14 protein-coding genes are annotated in these 15288 nt (G+C 39.9%); 6 read left to right on the top strand and 8 right to left on the bottom strand.

Features of this window, described 5'->3' with window-relative positions:
- Positions 1-40: 40 nt before the first annotated feature.
- From AKK44_RS05945 to AKK44_RS05935, 3 genes are all read right to left on the bottom strand, one after another.
- Positions 41-2377, bottom strand: a complete 2337-nt coding sequence (locus AKK44_RS05945) for an endonuclease MutS2 (protein WP_054278929.1) — start codon at positions 2375-2377, stop codon at positions 41-43.
- A 77-nt stretch (positions 2378-2454) separates the two neighbouring features.
- Complete coding sequence (locus tag AKK44_RS05940; RefSeq protein WP_054278928.1) at positions 2455-2997, bottom strand: CvpA family protein; 543 nt, start codon at positions 2995-2997, stop codon at positions 2455-2457.
- Between the two features lie 2 nt (positions 2998-2999).
- Entirely contained in the window at positions 3000-3308 is a 309-nt protein-coding gene (locus tag AKK44_RS05935) for a hypothetical protein (protein WP_037594314.1), read from the bottom strand.
- A gap of 120 nt (positions 3309-3428) precedes the next feature.
- Between AKK44_RS05935 and rnhC the strand changes: the two genes are divergently transcribed.
- The 4 genes from rnhC (at position 3429) to AKK44_RS05915 (ending at position 7973) form a co-directional block, all read left to right on the top strand.
- Positions 3429-4346 carry a ribonuclease HIII gene (gene rnhC, locus AKK44_RS05930; RefSeq protein WP_054278927.1) on the top strand — a complete coding sequence of 306 codons (918 nt, stop codon included), beginning with the start codon at positions 3429-3431 and terminating at the stop codon, positions 4344-4346.
- Positions 4347-4355: 9 nt separating this feature from the next.
- The gene (gene lepB / locus AKK44_RS05925; RefSeq protein ID WP_054278926.1) at positions 4356-4946 is read left to right on the top strand and encodes a signal peptidase I; all 591 of its coding nucleotides are present in this window, start codon (positions 4356-4358) and stop codon (positions 4944-4946) included.
- 59 nt (positions 4947-5005) lie between these two features.
- A complete protein-coding gene (recD2, locus tag AKK44_RS05920; protein WP_054278925.1) occupies positions 5006-7402 on the top strand; it encodes an SF1B family DNA helicase RecD2 in 2397 nt (798 codons plus the stop codon).
- An 85-nt stretch (positions 7403-7487) separates the two neighbouring features.
- Positions 7488-7973 (top strand): hypothetical protein, encoded by a 486-nt coding sequence (locus AKK44_RS05915; protein ID WP_054278924.1) that lies wholly within the window; start codon positions 7488-7490, stop codon positions 7971-7973.
- Between the two features lie 41 nt (positions 7974-8014).
- On the opposite strand, the gene dinB is transcribed toward AKK44_RS05915, so the two are convergent.
- Complete coding sequence (gene dinB / locus AKK44_RS05910) at positions 8015-9109, bottom strand: DNA polymerase IV (protein WP_054278923.1); 1095 nt, start codon at positions 9107-9109, stop codon at positions 8015-8017.
- A 205-nt stretch (positions 9110-9314) separates the two neighbouring features.
- Between dinB and pflB the strand changes: the two genes are divergently transcribed.
- Entirely contained in the window at positions 9315-11642 is a 2328-nt protein-coding gene (pflB, locus tag AKK44_RS05905) for a formate C-acetyltransferase (protein WP_037594323.1), read from the top strand.
- Between the two features lie 75 nt (positions 11643-11717).
- Here pflB and AKK44_RS05900 read toward each other — a convergent pair whose 3' ends face one another.
- Together AKK44_RS05900 and AKK44_RS05895 are read right to left on the bottom strand one after the other, a co-directional pair.
- The gene (locus AKK44_RS05900) at positions 11718-12659 is read right to left on the bottom strand and encodes a serine hydrolase domain-containing protein (RefSeq protein ID WP_054278922.1); all 942 of its coding nucleotides are present in this window, start codon (positions 12657-12659) and stop codon (positions 11718-11720) included.
- The gene (locus tag AKK44_RS05895; RefSeq protein WP_037594326.1) at positions 12656-13408 is read right to left on the bottom strand and encodes a CppA N-terminal domain-containing protein; all 753 of its coding nucleotides are present in this window, start codon (positions 13406-13408) and stop codon (positions 12656-12658) included. Before AKK44_RS05895 ends, AKK44_RS05900 begins: the two co-directional genes overlap by 4 nt.
- 113 nt (positions 13409-13521) lie before the next feature.
- Between AKK44_RS05895 and AKK44_RS05890 the strand changes: the two genes are divergently transcribed.
- Complete coding sequence (locus tag AKK44_RS05890) at positions 13522-14418, top strand: sulfite exporter TauE/SafE family protein (protein WP_201777505.1); 897 nt, start codon at positions 13522-13524, stop codon at positions 14416-14418.
- 169 nt (positions 14419-14587) lie between these two features.
- On the opposite strand, the gene AKK44_RS09020 is transcribed toward AKK44_RS05890, so the two are convergent.
- Both AKK44_RS09020 and AKK44_RS09015 read right to left on the bottom strand, forming a co-directional pair.
- Positions 14588-14764: a hypothetical protein gene (locus tag AKK44_RS09020; RefSeq protein ID WP_161802570.1), complete on the bottom strand. Its 177-nt coding sequence runs from the start codon at positions 14762-14764 to the stop codon at positions 14588-14590.
- 102 nt (positions 14765-14866) lie between these two features.
- A complete protein-coding gene (locus AKK44_RS09015; RefSeq protein WP_161802569.1) occupies positions 14867-15016 on the bottom strand; it encodes a hypothetical protein in 150 nt (49 codons plus the stop codon).
- Between the last annotated feature and the right edge of the window lie 272 nt (positions 15017-15288).

Here is a 15288-nt window from a genome sequence, read left to right as displayed (position 1 = left end):
TTTGGGGGTCAGTACATTAGGATGTGGTCTTTTTTAGCTTCTAGCCCAAATTGGCAATAGTGCATCCTGAGCCACCTGCATTTTGCGGCGCATATGCAAAGCTTTTAACGTGCTTATTTCGGCGAAGATATTTAGTGACTGCTTCGCGAATAACACCTGTGCCAATACCATGGATGATATCGACCTGTCCCATATTATTTAGCAAAGCTTGGTCAATAAAGGCATCCAGTTCTTGCATAGCTTCTTCGTAACGTTTGCCTCGGAGGTCCAAACGAGCCCTAGGACCATTACTTGCTGCTGCTTTTTTCACAATATGAACCGTCTTTTTCTTTGGTTTTTGATCTTCTTCTGCTACTTTAACTAAATTAAACTCATCTTCTTTGATGGTCATCTTAATCAGACCTACTTGAGCTTCCCACTTGTTGTCTTTGAGGTGGTTAATCAAAGTCCCTCTCTGGCCGTAGGCTATCACAATAATATCATCCCCAACGCGAGGAGCTCTTGCTTGTTTTGCTTTTTTGAGAACCTTGTTTTTAGATAGGTCAACATCAGGAACTAATTCCTTTAATTGATGCTTAGCTTCGATGATTTCATGAGGTTTTAGCTCCGCTTTGTCGTGCAAGCGACTTAAGATACTCTCACTTTCAGCCAAAGCCAAGTCAACAATCTCTCTTGCTTCAAGAGCTGCTTTTTCAAGCTCTTTGTCTTTTACCTGTGAAAAATCATTGTAAAGTTTTTTCACCGCGCGGTTGAATTTGAGGTTATCTTGTTCGACATCTTTGATGCGCTCTAGGCGTTTTCTGCTTTCCAGTGTTTGTTTTTCTAATTGTTCAATGATTCGATTAACATCGCTATCTGTATTCGTCATTTGTTGCGCTTCTGAAATGATGTGTTCAGATAAGCCTAGTTTTCTAGCGATTTCAAAGGCATTAGAGCGCCCTGGGACGCCTTGCATAAAACGATAAGTCGGCTTTAAGCTGTCTGTGTCAAACTCCATACTGGCATTTTCAACATAGGCAGTCTCAATGCCGTAGGCTTTTAACTCTGGATAATGGGTAGTCGCCATTGTTTTGATCTCTGTCAAACGCAATTGCTCTAAAATCGCCATCGCAAGGCTAGCGCCTTCTTGAGGATCCGTTCCTGCCCCGAGTTCGTCAAAAAGCACAAGACTGTCGGCATCTGCCTGGTTTAGTATCTCAACAATGTGAGTCATGTGACTCGAAAAAGTTGATAAGCTTTGCTCGATAGACTGTTCATCTCCGATATCTGCGTAAATGCCGTTAAAAATCGTAATCTGCGACCCCTTGTCAGCCAGAATCGGCAGACCCGATTGCGCCATCAGCTGAACCAGTCCCAGAGTTTTTAGTATGATGGTCTTACCACCTGTGTTAGGCCCGGTAATGACAATTACTGTTAAATCTTTTGTAAATCTCAAATCATTCCCTACAGGATCTATCAAAAGCGGATGTCTAGCATTCAACAGCTGCAAGGTTTTATCCGTCGATAGGGTTGGTATGATGGCTTTTTTGTCTTGCATGTAGAGGTATTTAGCCCTAACAAAGTCAAGATGCCCCAAGAGCCAAGCATTATTTCTCAAAGCATCACTACAAGGTCTTAACATGGCAGATAACTCTCTCAAGACACGCGTCACCTCATGACGCTCATCAGCTTGGAGTTGAGTGATTTCTTCGTTAAGTTGCACTAATGCTCTTGGCTCGATATAAACAGTGTTCCCAGAAGCTGAAATATCGTGCACAACTCCAGAAACCTTATTTCGGTGCGTATTTTTGACCGGTAGGACACTGCGCCCGTTTCGGCTAGCAATCAGGGACTCAGACAAATAATCAGCCTGCTTTTTCAGCAAATCCTGAAGCATTTGACGACTAGTTTGTTCTGAGGCTGATATCCGCTTGCGAATATTTTCCAACTCTGGACTGGCAAAGTTCTCGACAAAGCCACCATCATTGATGGCCTGAAGACTTCCTTGCAGGCTAGGAAAAACCTCTATCTTTTCAAATAAGGTTTTTAAAGCAACTAAGGTAACATTTTCTAAATCAACATAGAATCGATGAGCTTCGGCGGATACTTGCAGTAGTTTTTTAATGGCAATCAACTCTTGAATATTGAGGTCTGCCTCTAATTCTAGACGTCGCATGCTTTCTGAAACATCTGACAAGGAGCCTAACGCAAAATGATGACGCTCTACAAATATGGCTGTCATGTCCATCATTTCCGCGAAATAGTCTTGAATCTTACTTCTATTATTGGTTGGCTCTAAATGGTCAAGTTCTTGCTTGGCCTGTTGCGTTTGCAAATAGGGTCTAAATTGGTCTTTGACCTTATCAAACTCTAATTGTTCTAAAATCTTTTTATCCATAGTTCTTATTATACCTAAAAAGCATCTAAAGTGCTAAATTTAATCTATCAAAAAAGATCAGAACATTCTGATCTTAACTATGCAACAGTTATCCACAGCTGCCTAAGGGCATCTGATAATATCGGGGTGTGGTTAATGATTAACCGAGACAAGGCACTTGCATGCAACTGATTTTGAACAAACGGCATCGGCACTGTCGCAAGAATTATCAGCGTCATTGTAAGAAAAACCAGGCTAACAATCATGCCTAAAAAACCACTCATAAGCTTGGTAGAAGGTTGATCAAAATGGTCAATCGGAAAAATATGAACCAACACTCCTAGCAGTCTGACCATGGTGTAGACCACCAAAAATAAGACGAAAAAGCCTATCCCAGCATAATAGACCGCACTTAATTTAAAAATATTCACATCTGTAAAAAAAAGCGTGCTTACGCCTTCAGCTGGGTTGGAATAGGGTACCCACAACGTTAACTTATCTGCTAAAAATTGGTACCATTGGCTAGCAAGTACAAAAGACAACACCGCTCCAATACTATAAAATAACTGAAGAATAATTCCTCTGTTATAGCCAATATAAAAATGCCAAGCCAATAAAATAAGAATCACAACAGATAACATCGCTATACCTCGTCTGTAACTGCTTGATTAGCTTTTTCTTGAATATCTAGCACTTTTTTTTGGCGCAATTGCAGCATCTCTGCCTCAATTTTTTCAATCTCGATCTCTCTGCTCAGCTGAGTCGACAACGTGTTAATTGCCATCAAAATCGCAATCGTCTCATCGTCAGCGTCTGGCAATTGCTCTTTAATTGCCTTGTATTTTTCTTTGGCTACTCGGTCAACCTCTTCCATAAAAAGATTGTCCTTGTCTGTTGTTAATGTGAGGGTTTTCTCCCCAAAGGTAAATTTGTAACGATTAATACTTTTCATAGGTCACCTCTTTTAAGCATTATACCTTAAAACTAAACTTTCGTAAAATGTTCTTTATTAATTAGAAAATTGTTAAGCTAGAGCTTTCCTCAAATAAGGTTTTATGGTAAAATATCGTTTATGGATACCTTGGTTTTTAAATTAGATGCTCACACTAGCAAGGCCCTATCTAACAAGCTAGGGCCCTATCAAATAAGCAACGCCAACCCCTATGTCACCTTTGCGGCAAAAAAAAATGGGACGACTTTGCTATTTTATACTTCTGGCAAGCTCGTCTTACAAGGGAAAACAGCCCTATCTTTGGCTGAAGAACTTGGATTACAAACAAGTAAACCACAAAAGGAAAGAGAAACAGACACAACATCTCAATCTATGCCTTTAATTGGTAGTGATGAGGTGGGAAACGGTTCTTATTTTGGCGGAATCGCTGCCGTGGCAAGCTTTGTCACCCCAGACCAGCATAGTTGGCTCAAAAAACTAGGAGTTGGTGATTCTAAGACCTTAACGGATACAAAAATCCGGCAATTGGCTCCAATACTGGAAAAAGACATTAAACACCGTGCGCTTTTATTATCTCCTAAAAAATATAATGAGATGGTAGGAGATGGCAAACCTTACAATGCTGTTTCTATAAAAGTAGCGCTACATAATCAAGCCATTTTTTTGCTGCTAAATGACGGGGTTAAACCCGACAAGATCGTCATTGACGCTTTCACTAGCCAGCATAATTATGAAAAGCATTTAAAAAAAGAAAAAAATCAGTTCACTAATCCTTTGACCTTTCAAGAAAAAGCTGAGGGCCAGTACCTAGCCGTTGCCATCAGTTCAATTATTGCTAGGAATCTTTTTTTGGAAAACCTAGACACTCTAGGTAAAGACCTTGGTTACAAACTTCCTAGTGGGGCTGGCAAACAGTCCGACCAAGTTGCCAGCCAAATTTTAGCAGCCTATGGCATGCCTGGTCTAGAACATTGCGCTAAATTACATTTTGCTAACACTCAAAAAGCCCAACGGCTTTCTAATCAATCATTTAGATAAAGGACTATTATGAAATACTATCTTAAAGAATGGGGTCCCTTAACCCTTTTTATCCTACTACTACTTATTTCTCGACTGTTTTTTTGGCAAGCTGTTAAGGTAGATGGCCATTCAATGGACCCAACCTTGGCTCATAAAGAGCGTTTGATTATCTTGAAGCACACTCGTATTAACCGCTTTGACATTGTCGTAGCCCAAGAAGAAGAACATGGGAAGAAAAAAGAAATTGTCAAACGAGTTGTTGGCATGCCCGGCGATAACATCAAATACAAGGATGACACTTTGTACATCAACGGGAAAAAGACTAAAGAACCTTACTTGGTCAAATATTTAACCGAGTTTAAAAAGGATAAACTAGCTTCTACGTATTCTTACAATAACATCTTCCAACAACTGGCTGAATACTCTGAAGCCTTCACTACTGACACTGATGGTCATACCGAATTTGAGGTCAATGTACCAAAAGGCGAGTATTTCTTGTTAGGCGATGACCGTATCGTCTCTCGTGATAGTCGTGAAGTCGGCACCTTCAAAGAAAAAGACCTTATTGGTGAGGTTAAATTCCGCTTTTGGCCCATCCTTAAAACACATCTCTTTTAGTCATAAAAACCTGCCAATTGGCAGGTTTTCGACTATCTAACCAATAGAAAGGTCGCCTTATGGATTATTTTTTTACCGGGACTGTTGACCGTGTGATTTTTGAGAGCACTTCAAATTTTTTTAAAATCCTTTTATTAATATTAGAAGATACTGATAGTGAATTTGACGAGAGCGAGATTATCATAACTGGTACCATGGCTGAAATTATGGAAGGCGAGGACTACACTTTTTGGGGAGAAATCAGTCAACACCCTAAGTATGGGCCTCAGGTGAAAGCAAGTCGCTACCAAAGAGCCAAACCATCTGCCTCAGGGCTAATCAATTACTTTTCTAGTGATCATTTTAAAGGGATTGGAAAAAAAACAGCTGAAAAAATTCTATCCCTCTACGGTACTGATACTATTGACAAAATCTTAGCCGACCCCAGTGCACTAAACAGTATTTCTGGTTTGTCAAAAGCCAATCGAGAGGCTTTTGTTGCTAAACTAAAGGCTAACTATGGGACAGAACAAATGATTGCTGCTTTAGCCGAACTAGGCTTGGCAAATCGCTTTGCGTTTCAAATTGTTGACACCTATAAAGACGATGCCATTACGGTGGTTAAAGAAAACCCATACCGTTTGGTCGAAGACATTCATGGTTTTGGTTTCAAAACAGCTGATAGCCTAGCGGAACAAGTCGGTATCGAAAACGACTCTCCAAAACGTTTTCGAGCAGCCCTGCTACATTGCCTTTTAGAAAAATCGATCAGTCAAGGAGATACCTACGTTGAGGCTCGTGACCTTTTAGCCTTTGCTATTGAGCTTCTAGAAGAGTCCCGACAAGTTGAATGCGATCCCACTATCGTGGCACAACAGCTGACGCAACTGATTGACGATGGAAAAGTTAATACCATTGATACTAAGGTTTTTGATAATCGTCTATATCAGGCTGAGGCAGGTATTCACAAAAATCTATCTCGTCTCCTTGACACCCCAATGGCTAATACCTTTACCAAAGACGATGTCATGCAAGCCATCATAAAAACAGAAAAAGCACTAGACATTACATACGATAGCATCCAAAAAGAAGCTATCGTACAGGCTCTTACCAATAATGTGTTTATTCTCACCGGTGGCCCTGGAACAGGTAAGACAACTGTGATTAAGGGTATTTTGCAAGTCTATGCAGATTTGCATAACGTTGATTTGGATAAAAAAAATATTCCAATTATTTTAGCGGCGCCAACCGGTCGAGCTGCTAGGCGCATGAATGAATTAACCGGACTAGCTAGCGCTACTATTCATCGCCATTTGGGATTAAATGGTGACAATGATTACCAGGCCATGGACGACTATCTCGACTGTGACTTATTGATTGTGGATGAATTTTCCATGGTAGACACTTGGCTAGCCAATCAACTATTGAGTGCCGTTGCTTCAAATACACAACTTATCATCGTCGGTGACAGCGACCAACTCCCGTCTGTTGGCCCTGGGCAAGTTTTAGCTGATTTGCTAAAGGTTGACTTGCTGCCACAAATTGCCTTACGCAAAATTTTTCGTCAATCCCAAGATTCTACCATCGTGGACCTTGCTAATCAAATGAGACAGGGCATCTTGAGCACTGATTTCCAGGACAAAAAGGCAGACCGTTCTTATTTCGAAGCTCAAGCTGCAAACATTCCTGAAATGATAAAAAAAATTGTTGCAACTGCCATAAAAAGTGGTATCCCTGCTGAAGAAATTCAGATTCTAGCACCAATGTATAAAGGACTGGCTGGCATCAATAACCTGAATCAGCTAATGCAAGAATTGCTCAATCCATTGACTGACGGGCTTGAATTTTTACTCAAAGACACTCATTTTCGCAAGGGTGATAAGATTTTACATCTGGTCAACGATACTCAACTCAACGTGTTTAACGGTGACATTGGCTACATCACAGACTTGATTCCAGCGAAATATACCGAATCAAAACAAGATGAAATCATCATGGACTTTGATGGTAGTCAGGTCACTTACCCTCGTAATGAGTGGCTTAAAATCACCCTTGCCTATGCCATGAGCATACACAAATCACAAGGGAGTGAATTTCAAGTTGTCATTTTGCCCATCACACGCCAAAGTGGCAGGCTCTTGCAACGAAACTTAATCTACACAGCCATCACGAGGTCAAAAAGTAAGCTGATTTTACTAGGCGAATTCGCTGCATTTGACTACGCCGTCAAAAACGAAGGTGACAAGCGAAAAACCTATCTGGTTGAACGCTTTCAGTCTGACCCTCATTCAGAAACCATCTCCAAAACATCACCTATTAACAAGACAACAGCTCAAGAACCTGAGATAAATCCACATGAGTTATCTGAAAATGCCACTGCTCAAAAAATATTGACCCCTCAAAACATATTTAATATTGATCCTATGATAGGAATCTCAGAGGAAGACCTTAGTCTCTTTTTCAAAAAAAATTGCTAAAAAAACCTTCTTAAATCCTAAGGCTATGGTATACTATATTTGTACTAACAAAAAAATACAATTTAGCCCCATCAAGGAGGATGCTATGATTTCTTATGAGAAAGTGCGCCAAGCACTTAGAACTTCAACTATCGTTATTATTATCTTAAACATCATTGGTGTTTTGTTATCAGTGATTGGATTTGTCGCTGTACTCTACGTATCTACTCAGTTTGACAACGAGGAATTTCGAGCAACCTTGCCACCAGAGCAACTTTCAAACCTTGAAAATGGTATCCTCTTAGGTCCTTTTGCTATTTTTATCTTTGTATTGAGTTTTATTGTGCTAATCACAATCGTGGGCTTATCATTCAGGAATTTGTCAAAAATCAAACAACAACTCCCTGTTAGCCTAGTACCATACATCCTTGGAATTGTCTATTGTACCTTTAATTTTGTTAATCAATTCTTCTCAGAATATTCTCTTTGGGCTGTTATAATCCTACTTGCTCAACTAGCCCTTTATGGCTTTGCCCTATACAAAGCAAAAGTGCTTAATGATGGTCAAAAACAAAATGATTTATTCGTATAAACTCCTTAACAAAACAGGAAGCCTGAGAAGGCTTCCTGTTTTTAAATGTCCAAAAAAATATTATCGCGTTTGTCTTCTAGTCCCGTTACCGTAACGCCCAATAGCCGAATTCCTGTATTGTTTTCGTCCAAGCTATCAAAAAGAACTTGAGCTGTTTGATTGATAACTCGTGAATCACGAGTTAAATCTGGTAAACTCGTTCGCTTCGTTAAGGTTGTGAAATCAGCATAGCGCACTTTTAATACAATGGTTTTAGCTAATTTTTTATTACTTGCTAATAAATTCCCCACTCGATTAGCCTGCTTAGCAATTTCGGCTTTAATATCTGCTTCTTGGTAAAGTAGTTTGGCATAAGTGTGCTCACTGCCTATGGATTTACGGATACGATTGGGTTTAACTGGTGAATTACTAATGCCTCTCGCCTTTCGATAAAGGTCAAAACCAAATCGCCCGAATTGATCGATGAGTTTGCTTTCAGAGATTTCTAAGAGATCTTTACCTGTAAAAATCCCCATATCATGTAGCTTTTCAACCGATTTTTTCCCAACACCATGAAATTTCTCAATCGGTAATGTCTCCAAAAAAGAAGGGACATCTTCTGGTAATAAAAGTGTTAAGCCTCTTGGCTTTTGGAAATCACTTGCCAGCTTGGCCAGAAATTTATTATAAGACACCCCAGCTGAGCACGTCAAGTGCAGCTCATGCCAAATGTCATACTGTATCATTTTTGCGATTTTAACAGCTGACTTACTCTGTAATTTATTTTCCGTAACATCCAAGTAAGCCTCGTCAATAGAAACTGGCTCCACCAGATCTGTATAACGTTTAAAAATCTCGCGAATTTCTTGACCAATAGCTTTGTACCTAGCGTGATTTCCCGAAATAAAAATAGCATGCGGACAAAGGTCGTAGGCTTCTTTTGAGCTCATGGCCGAATGAATCCCATATTTTCTAGCCTCATAATTACATGTGGAAACCACTCCTCGCCATCCTGTCGTTCTAGGATCTTTTGCAATCACGATAGGTTTCCCTTGCAATTCTGGACGATCCCTTTCTTCAACAGCGGCATAAAAAGCGTCCATATCGATGTGGATAATTTTTCGCGAGGTATCGTTAATTAATGGAAAAATAAGCATGGCTACCTCCTCTTTTATTATACCGATTAAGCTCTTTAAAACCAAGAAAAGACCTTATAACACAGTTTGAAAACGCTATAAAAAACTGTATTACAATAGAATGTTAACAATGTCAAGAAAATTGCTTGCGAAAACGCTTCCTTTGTGCTAAACTTAACAATGTAAACGTAATGATTTGCATTACTAAAAAATAAAGGAGACTGTTATGGCAACTGTTAAGACTAATACAGACGTTTTTGAAAAAGCTTGGGAAGGCTTCAAAGGAACTGACTGGAAAGAAAGAGCCAGTGTAGCACGCTTTGTACAAGCCAACTATACACCATATGATGGAGATGAATCTTTCTTGGCTGGTGTAACTGAACGTTCTCTTGCTATCAAGAAGATTATCGAAGACACAAAAGCTCACTACGAAGCTACTCGTTTCCCTTACGATAATCAACCTTCTTCAATCTCTGGTATCCCTGCTGGTTTCATTGACAAAGACAACGAACTAATCTATGGTATCCAACACGAAGAGTTGTTCAAATTGAACTTCTTACCTAAAGGTGGTATCCGCATGGCGGAAACTACATTGACTGAAAATGGATACGAGCCAGACCCAGCTGTTCATGAAATCTTTACGAAACATGTAACAACAGTTAACGACGGTATCTTCCGTGCTTACACTTCTAACATCCTTCGTGCACGTCACGCTCACACTGTTACTGGTCTTCCAGATGCATACTCACGTGGACGTATCATCGGTGTTTATGCTCGCCTTGCTCTTTACGGTGCAGACTTCTTGATGCAAGAAAAAGTTAACGACTGGAATGCAATCACTGAAATCGATGAAGATTCAATCCGTCTTCGCGAAGAAGTTAACCTTCAATACCAAGCACTTGGTGAAGTTGTAAAACTTGGTGACCTTTACGGTGTTGACGTTCGTCGCCCAGCAGAAAACGTTAAAGAAGCTATCCAATGGGTAAACATCGCTTTCATGGCTGTATGTCGTGTGATTAACGGTGCTGCTACTTCTCTTGGACGTGTGCCAATCGTTCTTGACATCTTTGCAGAACGTGACCTTGCAAGAGGAACATTTACCGAATCAGAAATCCAAGAATTTGTTGATGACTTCGTTCTTAAACTTCGTACTGTAAAATTTGCTCGTACAAAAGCTTACGACGCACTTTACTCAGGTGACCCAACATTCATCACAACTTCAATGGCTGGTATGGGTAACGACGGTCGTCACCGTGTAACTAAGATGGACTACCGCTTCTTGAACACTCTTGACAACATTGGTAACTCTCCAGAGCCAAACTTGACTGTTCTTTGGACTGACCAATTGCCAGATGCATTCCGTCGCTACTGTATGAAGATGAGCCACAAACACTCTTCAATCCAATACGAAGGTGTAACAACAATGGCTAAAGAAGGATACGGCGAAATGTCATGTATCTCATGTTGTGTATCTCCACTTGACCCAGAAAACGAAGAACAACGCCACAACATCCAATACTTCGGTGCACGTGTAAACGTTCTTAAAGCTCTTCTTACTGGTCTTAACGGTGGTTATGACGATGTTCATAAAGACTATAAAGTATTTAACGTTGTTGAACCAATCACTTCAGAAATCCTTGACTTCGATGAAGTTATGGCTAACTTTGAAAAATCTCTTGACTGGTTGACTGATACATACGTAGATGCTCTTAACATCATCCACTACATGACTGACAAGTACAACTACGAAGCAGTTCAAATGGCATTCTTGCCAACTCACCAACGCGCTAACATGGGATTCGGTATCTGTGGTTTCGCAAACACTGTCGACACTCTATCAGCTATCAAATACGCTACTGTTAAAACTATTCGTGATGAAGATGGTTACATCTACGACTACGAAGTAACTGGTGATTTCCCTCGCTACGGTGAAGATGATGACCGTGTTGATGACATCGCTAAATGGTTGATGGAAGCATACTACTCTCGTCTTGCTAGCCACAAACTTTACAAAGATTCTGAAGCAACTGTATCTCTTCTTACTATCACTTCAAACGTTGCATACTCTAAACAAACTGGTAACTCTCCAGTTCACCGTGGAGTATTCCTTAACGAAGATGGTTCTGTAAACACAAGCAAAGTTGAATTCTTCTCTCCAGGTGCAAACCCATCTAACAAGGCTAAAGGTGGTTGGTTGCAAAACCTTAACTCACTTGCAAAACTTGAATTCTCACACGCTAGCGATGGTATCTCATTGACTACTCAAGTATCTCCTCGTGCATTAGGTAAAACTTTTGACGAGCAAGTTGATAACTTGGTAACAGTTCTTGATGGTTACTTCGAAAACGGTGGTCAACACGTTAACTTGAACGTTATGGACCTTAACGACGTTTACGAAAAAATCATGTCTGGTGAAGATGTTATCGTTCGTATCTCTGGATACTGTGTAAACACTAAATACCTCACTCCAGAACAAAAATCTGAATTGACTCAACGTGTGTTCCACGAAGTCCTTTCAATGGATGAAGCTGCTGAAGCCGTTTCAGGCAAATAATGACACACCAAAAGAACATGGGAACTTTCCCATGTTCTTTTGTCTAGCATCAGTAAAAAGCAAGGATAACAGCTGTTATCCTTGCTTTTTAGATCTCAAACATTCTCTAATCGCCACTTGGAGTTTATCTCTCTTACTAATCCATAGGGCTCTGTTATCACCATAATAGGTTCTATTGGTTAAAAAGATAGCAGCTTGTTGTTGTGCTTTATTAATCATGAGAAAAGGCCCCGTGTAGGCAGTATGATCTATCCAAGAGCCTTCCAAGTTCCATCCTAGAGATCTGGTTTTAGGTTGCTGACTATAATTTTGAAAGAGGGCATCAGAAAACGGCTCTTTCAAATAGTGGTCACAAAACGCCTCTAAATCCTTCAAACTCGAAAACAACCCTGCTGAACCCGTGTGATGCCCTAATACTCTTGCCTTTGGATCATGTACCTGCCCATCTCTCACTCCTTTTACAGTAGGCACAGCATTTCTCCTTGGCCCAAAAGAGGTCTCCTTCATCCCAAAAGGGGCAAAGACCTCTTCTTTGAAAAGAGCATCCAGAGGTTTGCCACAAATATGCTCTAACATAAATCCAAGAAGTAGAAAATTGACATCCGTATAATGAAAAGTGCAATCAGCAGTCACCTGTAATTGGTTTATCGCCTGTCTCAGCTGCAAGGCATTGAGTTGGTCACGATTTGGAATATAAGGATCCAAGCCACTAGTGTGCGTCAATAATTGCCTCAGAGTCACGTCGCCATTGCCAAACTCAGGATAATAATATACCAGAGGAGCATCGAGTTTTAATAGGCCTTGAGTTATCATTTTGATGCAAACAGTCGACACACCAACAACTTTTGACACACTGGCTAAATCATAAAGGAGACCTGGCTTAGTCGGAGCGTGTCCATCAATTGTTCCAATATAGTCCTCCTGCCAACGACCAGAGTGAAAAAGAGCCAAACTGGCTCCAGGGTAATCATTTGCTTGCAAGTGTTGCTGTATTAGTTCTTCTAAACATAGGGTCATTTAACAAACCAGATTTCTATTTGACTTGGGTCAGACACTACTAATACCGTATTTTTCTTATCCAAATAGACCTGGTGTCCTTTTGCTTCAAGCGCTGACTTTAGATTAGGCAAATCAGCATCTGCTGGCAGCTGAAACTCTAAAATCTCCAAATCCCATGCAATGTGTGGGGCAATAGTTAAGTCAGAACCTGTTTTTGTCTCAAAATCTAGTGCTATTGGAAGGTTATTGCCAAAAATATCTTGGTAAAATGCCTGTGCGCGCACTTGGTCTGGAACATTTAAAACAATCCTATCAAATGTAAATTGGCTCAGACCTTTGAATGATGGGTCTTTATCAACGTCAGGCTTATCACTGATGGTTAAACGATCAAGGTTATCTTCGGCGTGCACCAAAAAACGGTCGCCTTCTGGTGATAAGGTCTCAAATGCGTACCCTTTTTCTCCTTTATATACTGTGACTGGCTCAGTAGCTCGTGCTAATAGCTGGACAATATCCTTAGGTTCCGTGGTTTTAACAACAATGGTATTGACCTTTTTCGGTCCGTTTACAGCCCTTGTTCTGTTGGCTGGAGACTCTTCAATGACAAAACGTTCTTTCCCTTGGCCCCATGATGAGAAGATTGCAATCGCATTTTCTTCTGAAACCAATCGAAAGCCTAACATGTTTTGATAAAAGGCAATGTTTAGGTCACGGTTGTTAACGCGTAATACTGGGGTTTTAAAGACAAGATGTTCAAATAAAGTCATAACTTCCTCCTAATTCTCTGTTATTATAGACAAAATTCTTTTTTTTGACAAGAAATTATATGTTTCAGAGGGTAAAATTGACGATTCAGGCTTTTTTTTGTAAACTAGTGATTATGAATGAAATGATTATCCTTAGACTAATACAAGCTTTGCTGGTCTTGGCAATGCTTTTTCTGTTCGGCTTGCTCGTCCGACACATCAAAACTCACAAAATTAACCCTTTCAAGCGCTTTTGGACAGGCTTTTGGATTGGCTTGGTGACAGATACTCTCGATACCCTTGGTATCGGGTCTTTTGCCACGACAACTACCTTTTTTAAGTTGACCAAACTCGTCACTGATGATCGCAAACTCCCCGGCACTATGACGGTTGCGCATGCTATTCCAGTTTTAATTCAATCGCTCTGCTTTATTTTTGTTGTTAGGGTAGAACCCTTGACCTTGATTAGCATGGCTGCTGCAGCCTTTATTGGTGCTTACTTTGGCACAAAAATTACAAAGAACTGGCATACACCAACCATTCAACGCTTCTTGGGCATTCTTTTAATTATAGCAGCTTTGATTATGGTCTTTCGCATGGTAACCAACCCAGGGGCTAATATCTCAGATTCTGCTCATGGACTTCACGGCATTTGGTTACTGGTAGGTATTGTCTTTAACTTTACCATCGGTGTTTTGATGACCATTGGTTTAGGAAACTATGCGCCAGAGTTAATCTTCTTTTCATTAATGGGGCTAAGCCCTGCGGTTGCCATGCCAGTCATGATGCTAGATGCAGCTATGATTATGACAGCATCTAGTAGCCAATTTATCTCCTCAGACAGAGTTAGCTGGGATGGCTTTGCTGGTATTGTGAGCGGGGGTGTTATTGGGGTCTTATTAGCCGTCTTCTTTTTAACCAATTTAGACATTAATAGCCTTAAAATGCTGGTTGTGGTCATTGTGATTTTGACAGGTGGCATGCTGATTCGCTCATCTTTTGCAAGCACAGGTCACAGTAGCAAACACTAAACTGTTCTGGACAAATAATAAAACATCTGATAAGATCATCAGGTGTTTTATTGTCTCTAAATCGTCATAGAAAGCGCTCTCTCAAGCTTTTAATGGCAACATGAATAAACAGATTACCAAGCTATAAAGACGCTTAAAACGCTCTATATGGCTTTAACAAGCTGAAGTACTAAGGATTATAATAGAAAATATCGACTTGGTTAATAAACTCGTTTCCATAGAAAGTAATATTAACCACTTCTGCTTGAGTGTATTTACCATAATCTACTTCTTTAAGTTTTTCATCATATCCATACTCATAATCAAGTTTTCTCCTATAAGTATTTCGACTTTCAGTTGTTGGCACGCCAATTTTTCCTTTCTTAATGTCATAGCCAACACTGATGTAGTATCTTCCATTGTGTTTTTTATAAGCTCTAGGCGTCTTTTCTTTAGATTCAACCCAGTGCTAGACATAATATCGTTTTTCCTTTACTGGAGCCGGTTTTTGAACCTCTGAAACGGTCGTTGGAGAGACCACATTCAGTGGCAATGCAGGAGTTCCCATTGCAAAAACTGCTAATAAGGGCAGTGTCTTTTTAAAAATACTTGTCATCATTATCTCTCCTTTAGGCAATAGAGTGTTAGCAAACGAAATAACATTACTATTCTATCTCTCTAAAATCACTTTATATAAATAGGGCGCCGTTTTTTGATAGAGTGATGAAACAAAACAGATCTGTATTCCTGTTATTTAGTTAATATTCATTTAATTAAATAATATATTTATTATATATTATTTAATTAAATTTGAAAATAGTTTTTGAAACTTTTTCTTAGATATTTTTTATATACCAAAAGTAGGAGATACGCAAAAGAAAGCAGGGAACC

The organism is Streptococcus phocae, from assembly GCF_001302265.1.
GTDB classification, from domain to species: Bacteria; Bacillota; Bacilli; order Lactobacillales; family Streptococcaceae; genus Streptococcus; species Streptococcus phocae.
The sequence above is the reverse complement of the archived record's forward strand: the minus strand, read 5'-3'. Positions and strand labels throughout refer to the sequence as shown.

What these genes read in the sequence shown, in the direction of transcription:
- AKK44_RS05895 (WP_037594326.1), bottom strand. Translation starts at nt 13,408, where the DNA reads ATGACTTTATTTGAACATCTTGTCTTTAAAACCCCAGTATTACGCGTT.
- AKK44_RS05935 (WP_037594314.1), bottom strand. Translation starts at nt 3,308, where the DNA reads ATGAAAAGTATTAATCGTTACAAATTTACCTTTGGGGAGAAAACCCTC.
- dinB (WP_054278923.1), bottom strand. Translation starts at nt 9,109, where the DNA reads ATGCTTATTTTTCCATTAATTAACGATACCTCGCGAAAAATTATCCAC.
- lepB (WP_054278926.1), top strand. Translation starts at nt 4,356, where the DNA reads ATGAAATACTATCTTAAAGAATGGGGTCCCTTAACCCTTTTTATCCTA.
- AKK44_RS05945 (WP_054278929.1), bottom strand. Translation starts at nt 2,377, where the DNA reads ATGGATAAAAAGATTTTAGAACAATTAGAGTTTGATAAGGTCAAAGAC.
- AKK44_RS09015 (WP_161802569.1), bottom strand. Translation starts at nt 15,016, where the DNA reads ATGATGACAAGTATTTTTAAAAAGACACTGCCCTTATTAGCAGTTTTT.
- AKK44_RS05940 (WP_054278928.1), bottom strand. Translation starts at nt 2,997, where the DNA reads ATGTTATCTGTTGTGATTCTTATTTTATTGGCTTGGCATTTTTATATT.
- AKK44_RS05900 (WP_054278922.1), bottom strand. Translation starts at nt 12,659, where the DNA reads ATGACCCTATGTTTAGAAGAACTAATACAGCAACACTTGCAAGCAAAT.
- AKK44_RS05890 (WP_201777505.1), top strand. Translation starts at nt 13,522, where the DNA reads ATGAATGAAATGATTATCCTTAGACTAATACAAGCTTTGCTGGTCTTG.
- rnhC (WP_054278927.1), top strand. Translation starts at nt 3,429, where the DNA reads ATGGATACCTTGGTTTTTAAATTAGATGCTCACACTAGCAAGGCCCTA.
- AKK44_RS05915 (WP_054278924.1), top strand. Translation starts at nt 7,488, where the DNA reads ATGATTTCTTATGAGAAAGTGCGCCAAGCACTTAGAACTTCAACTATC.
- pflB (WP_037594323.1), top strand. Translation starts at nt 9,315, where the DNA reads ATGGCAACTGTTAAGACTAATACAGACGTTTTTGAAAAAGCTTGGGAA.
- recD2 (WP_054278925.1), top strand. Translation starts at nt 5,006, where the DNA reads ATGGATTATTTTTTTACCGGGACTGTTGACCGTGTGATTTTTGAGAGC.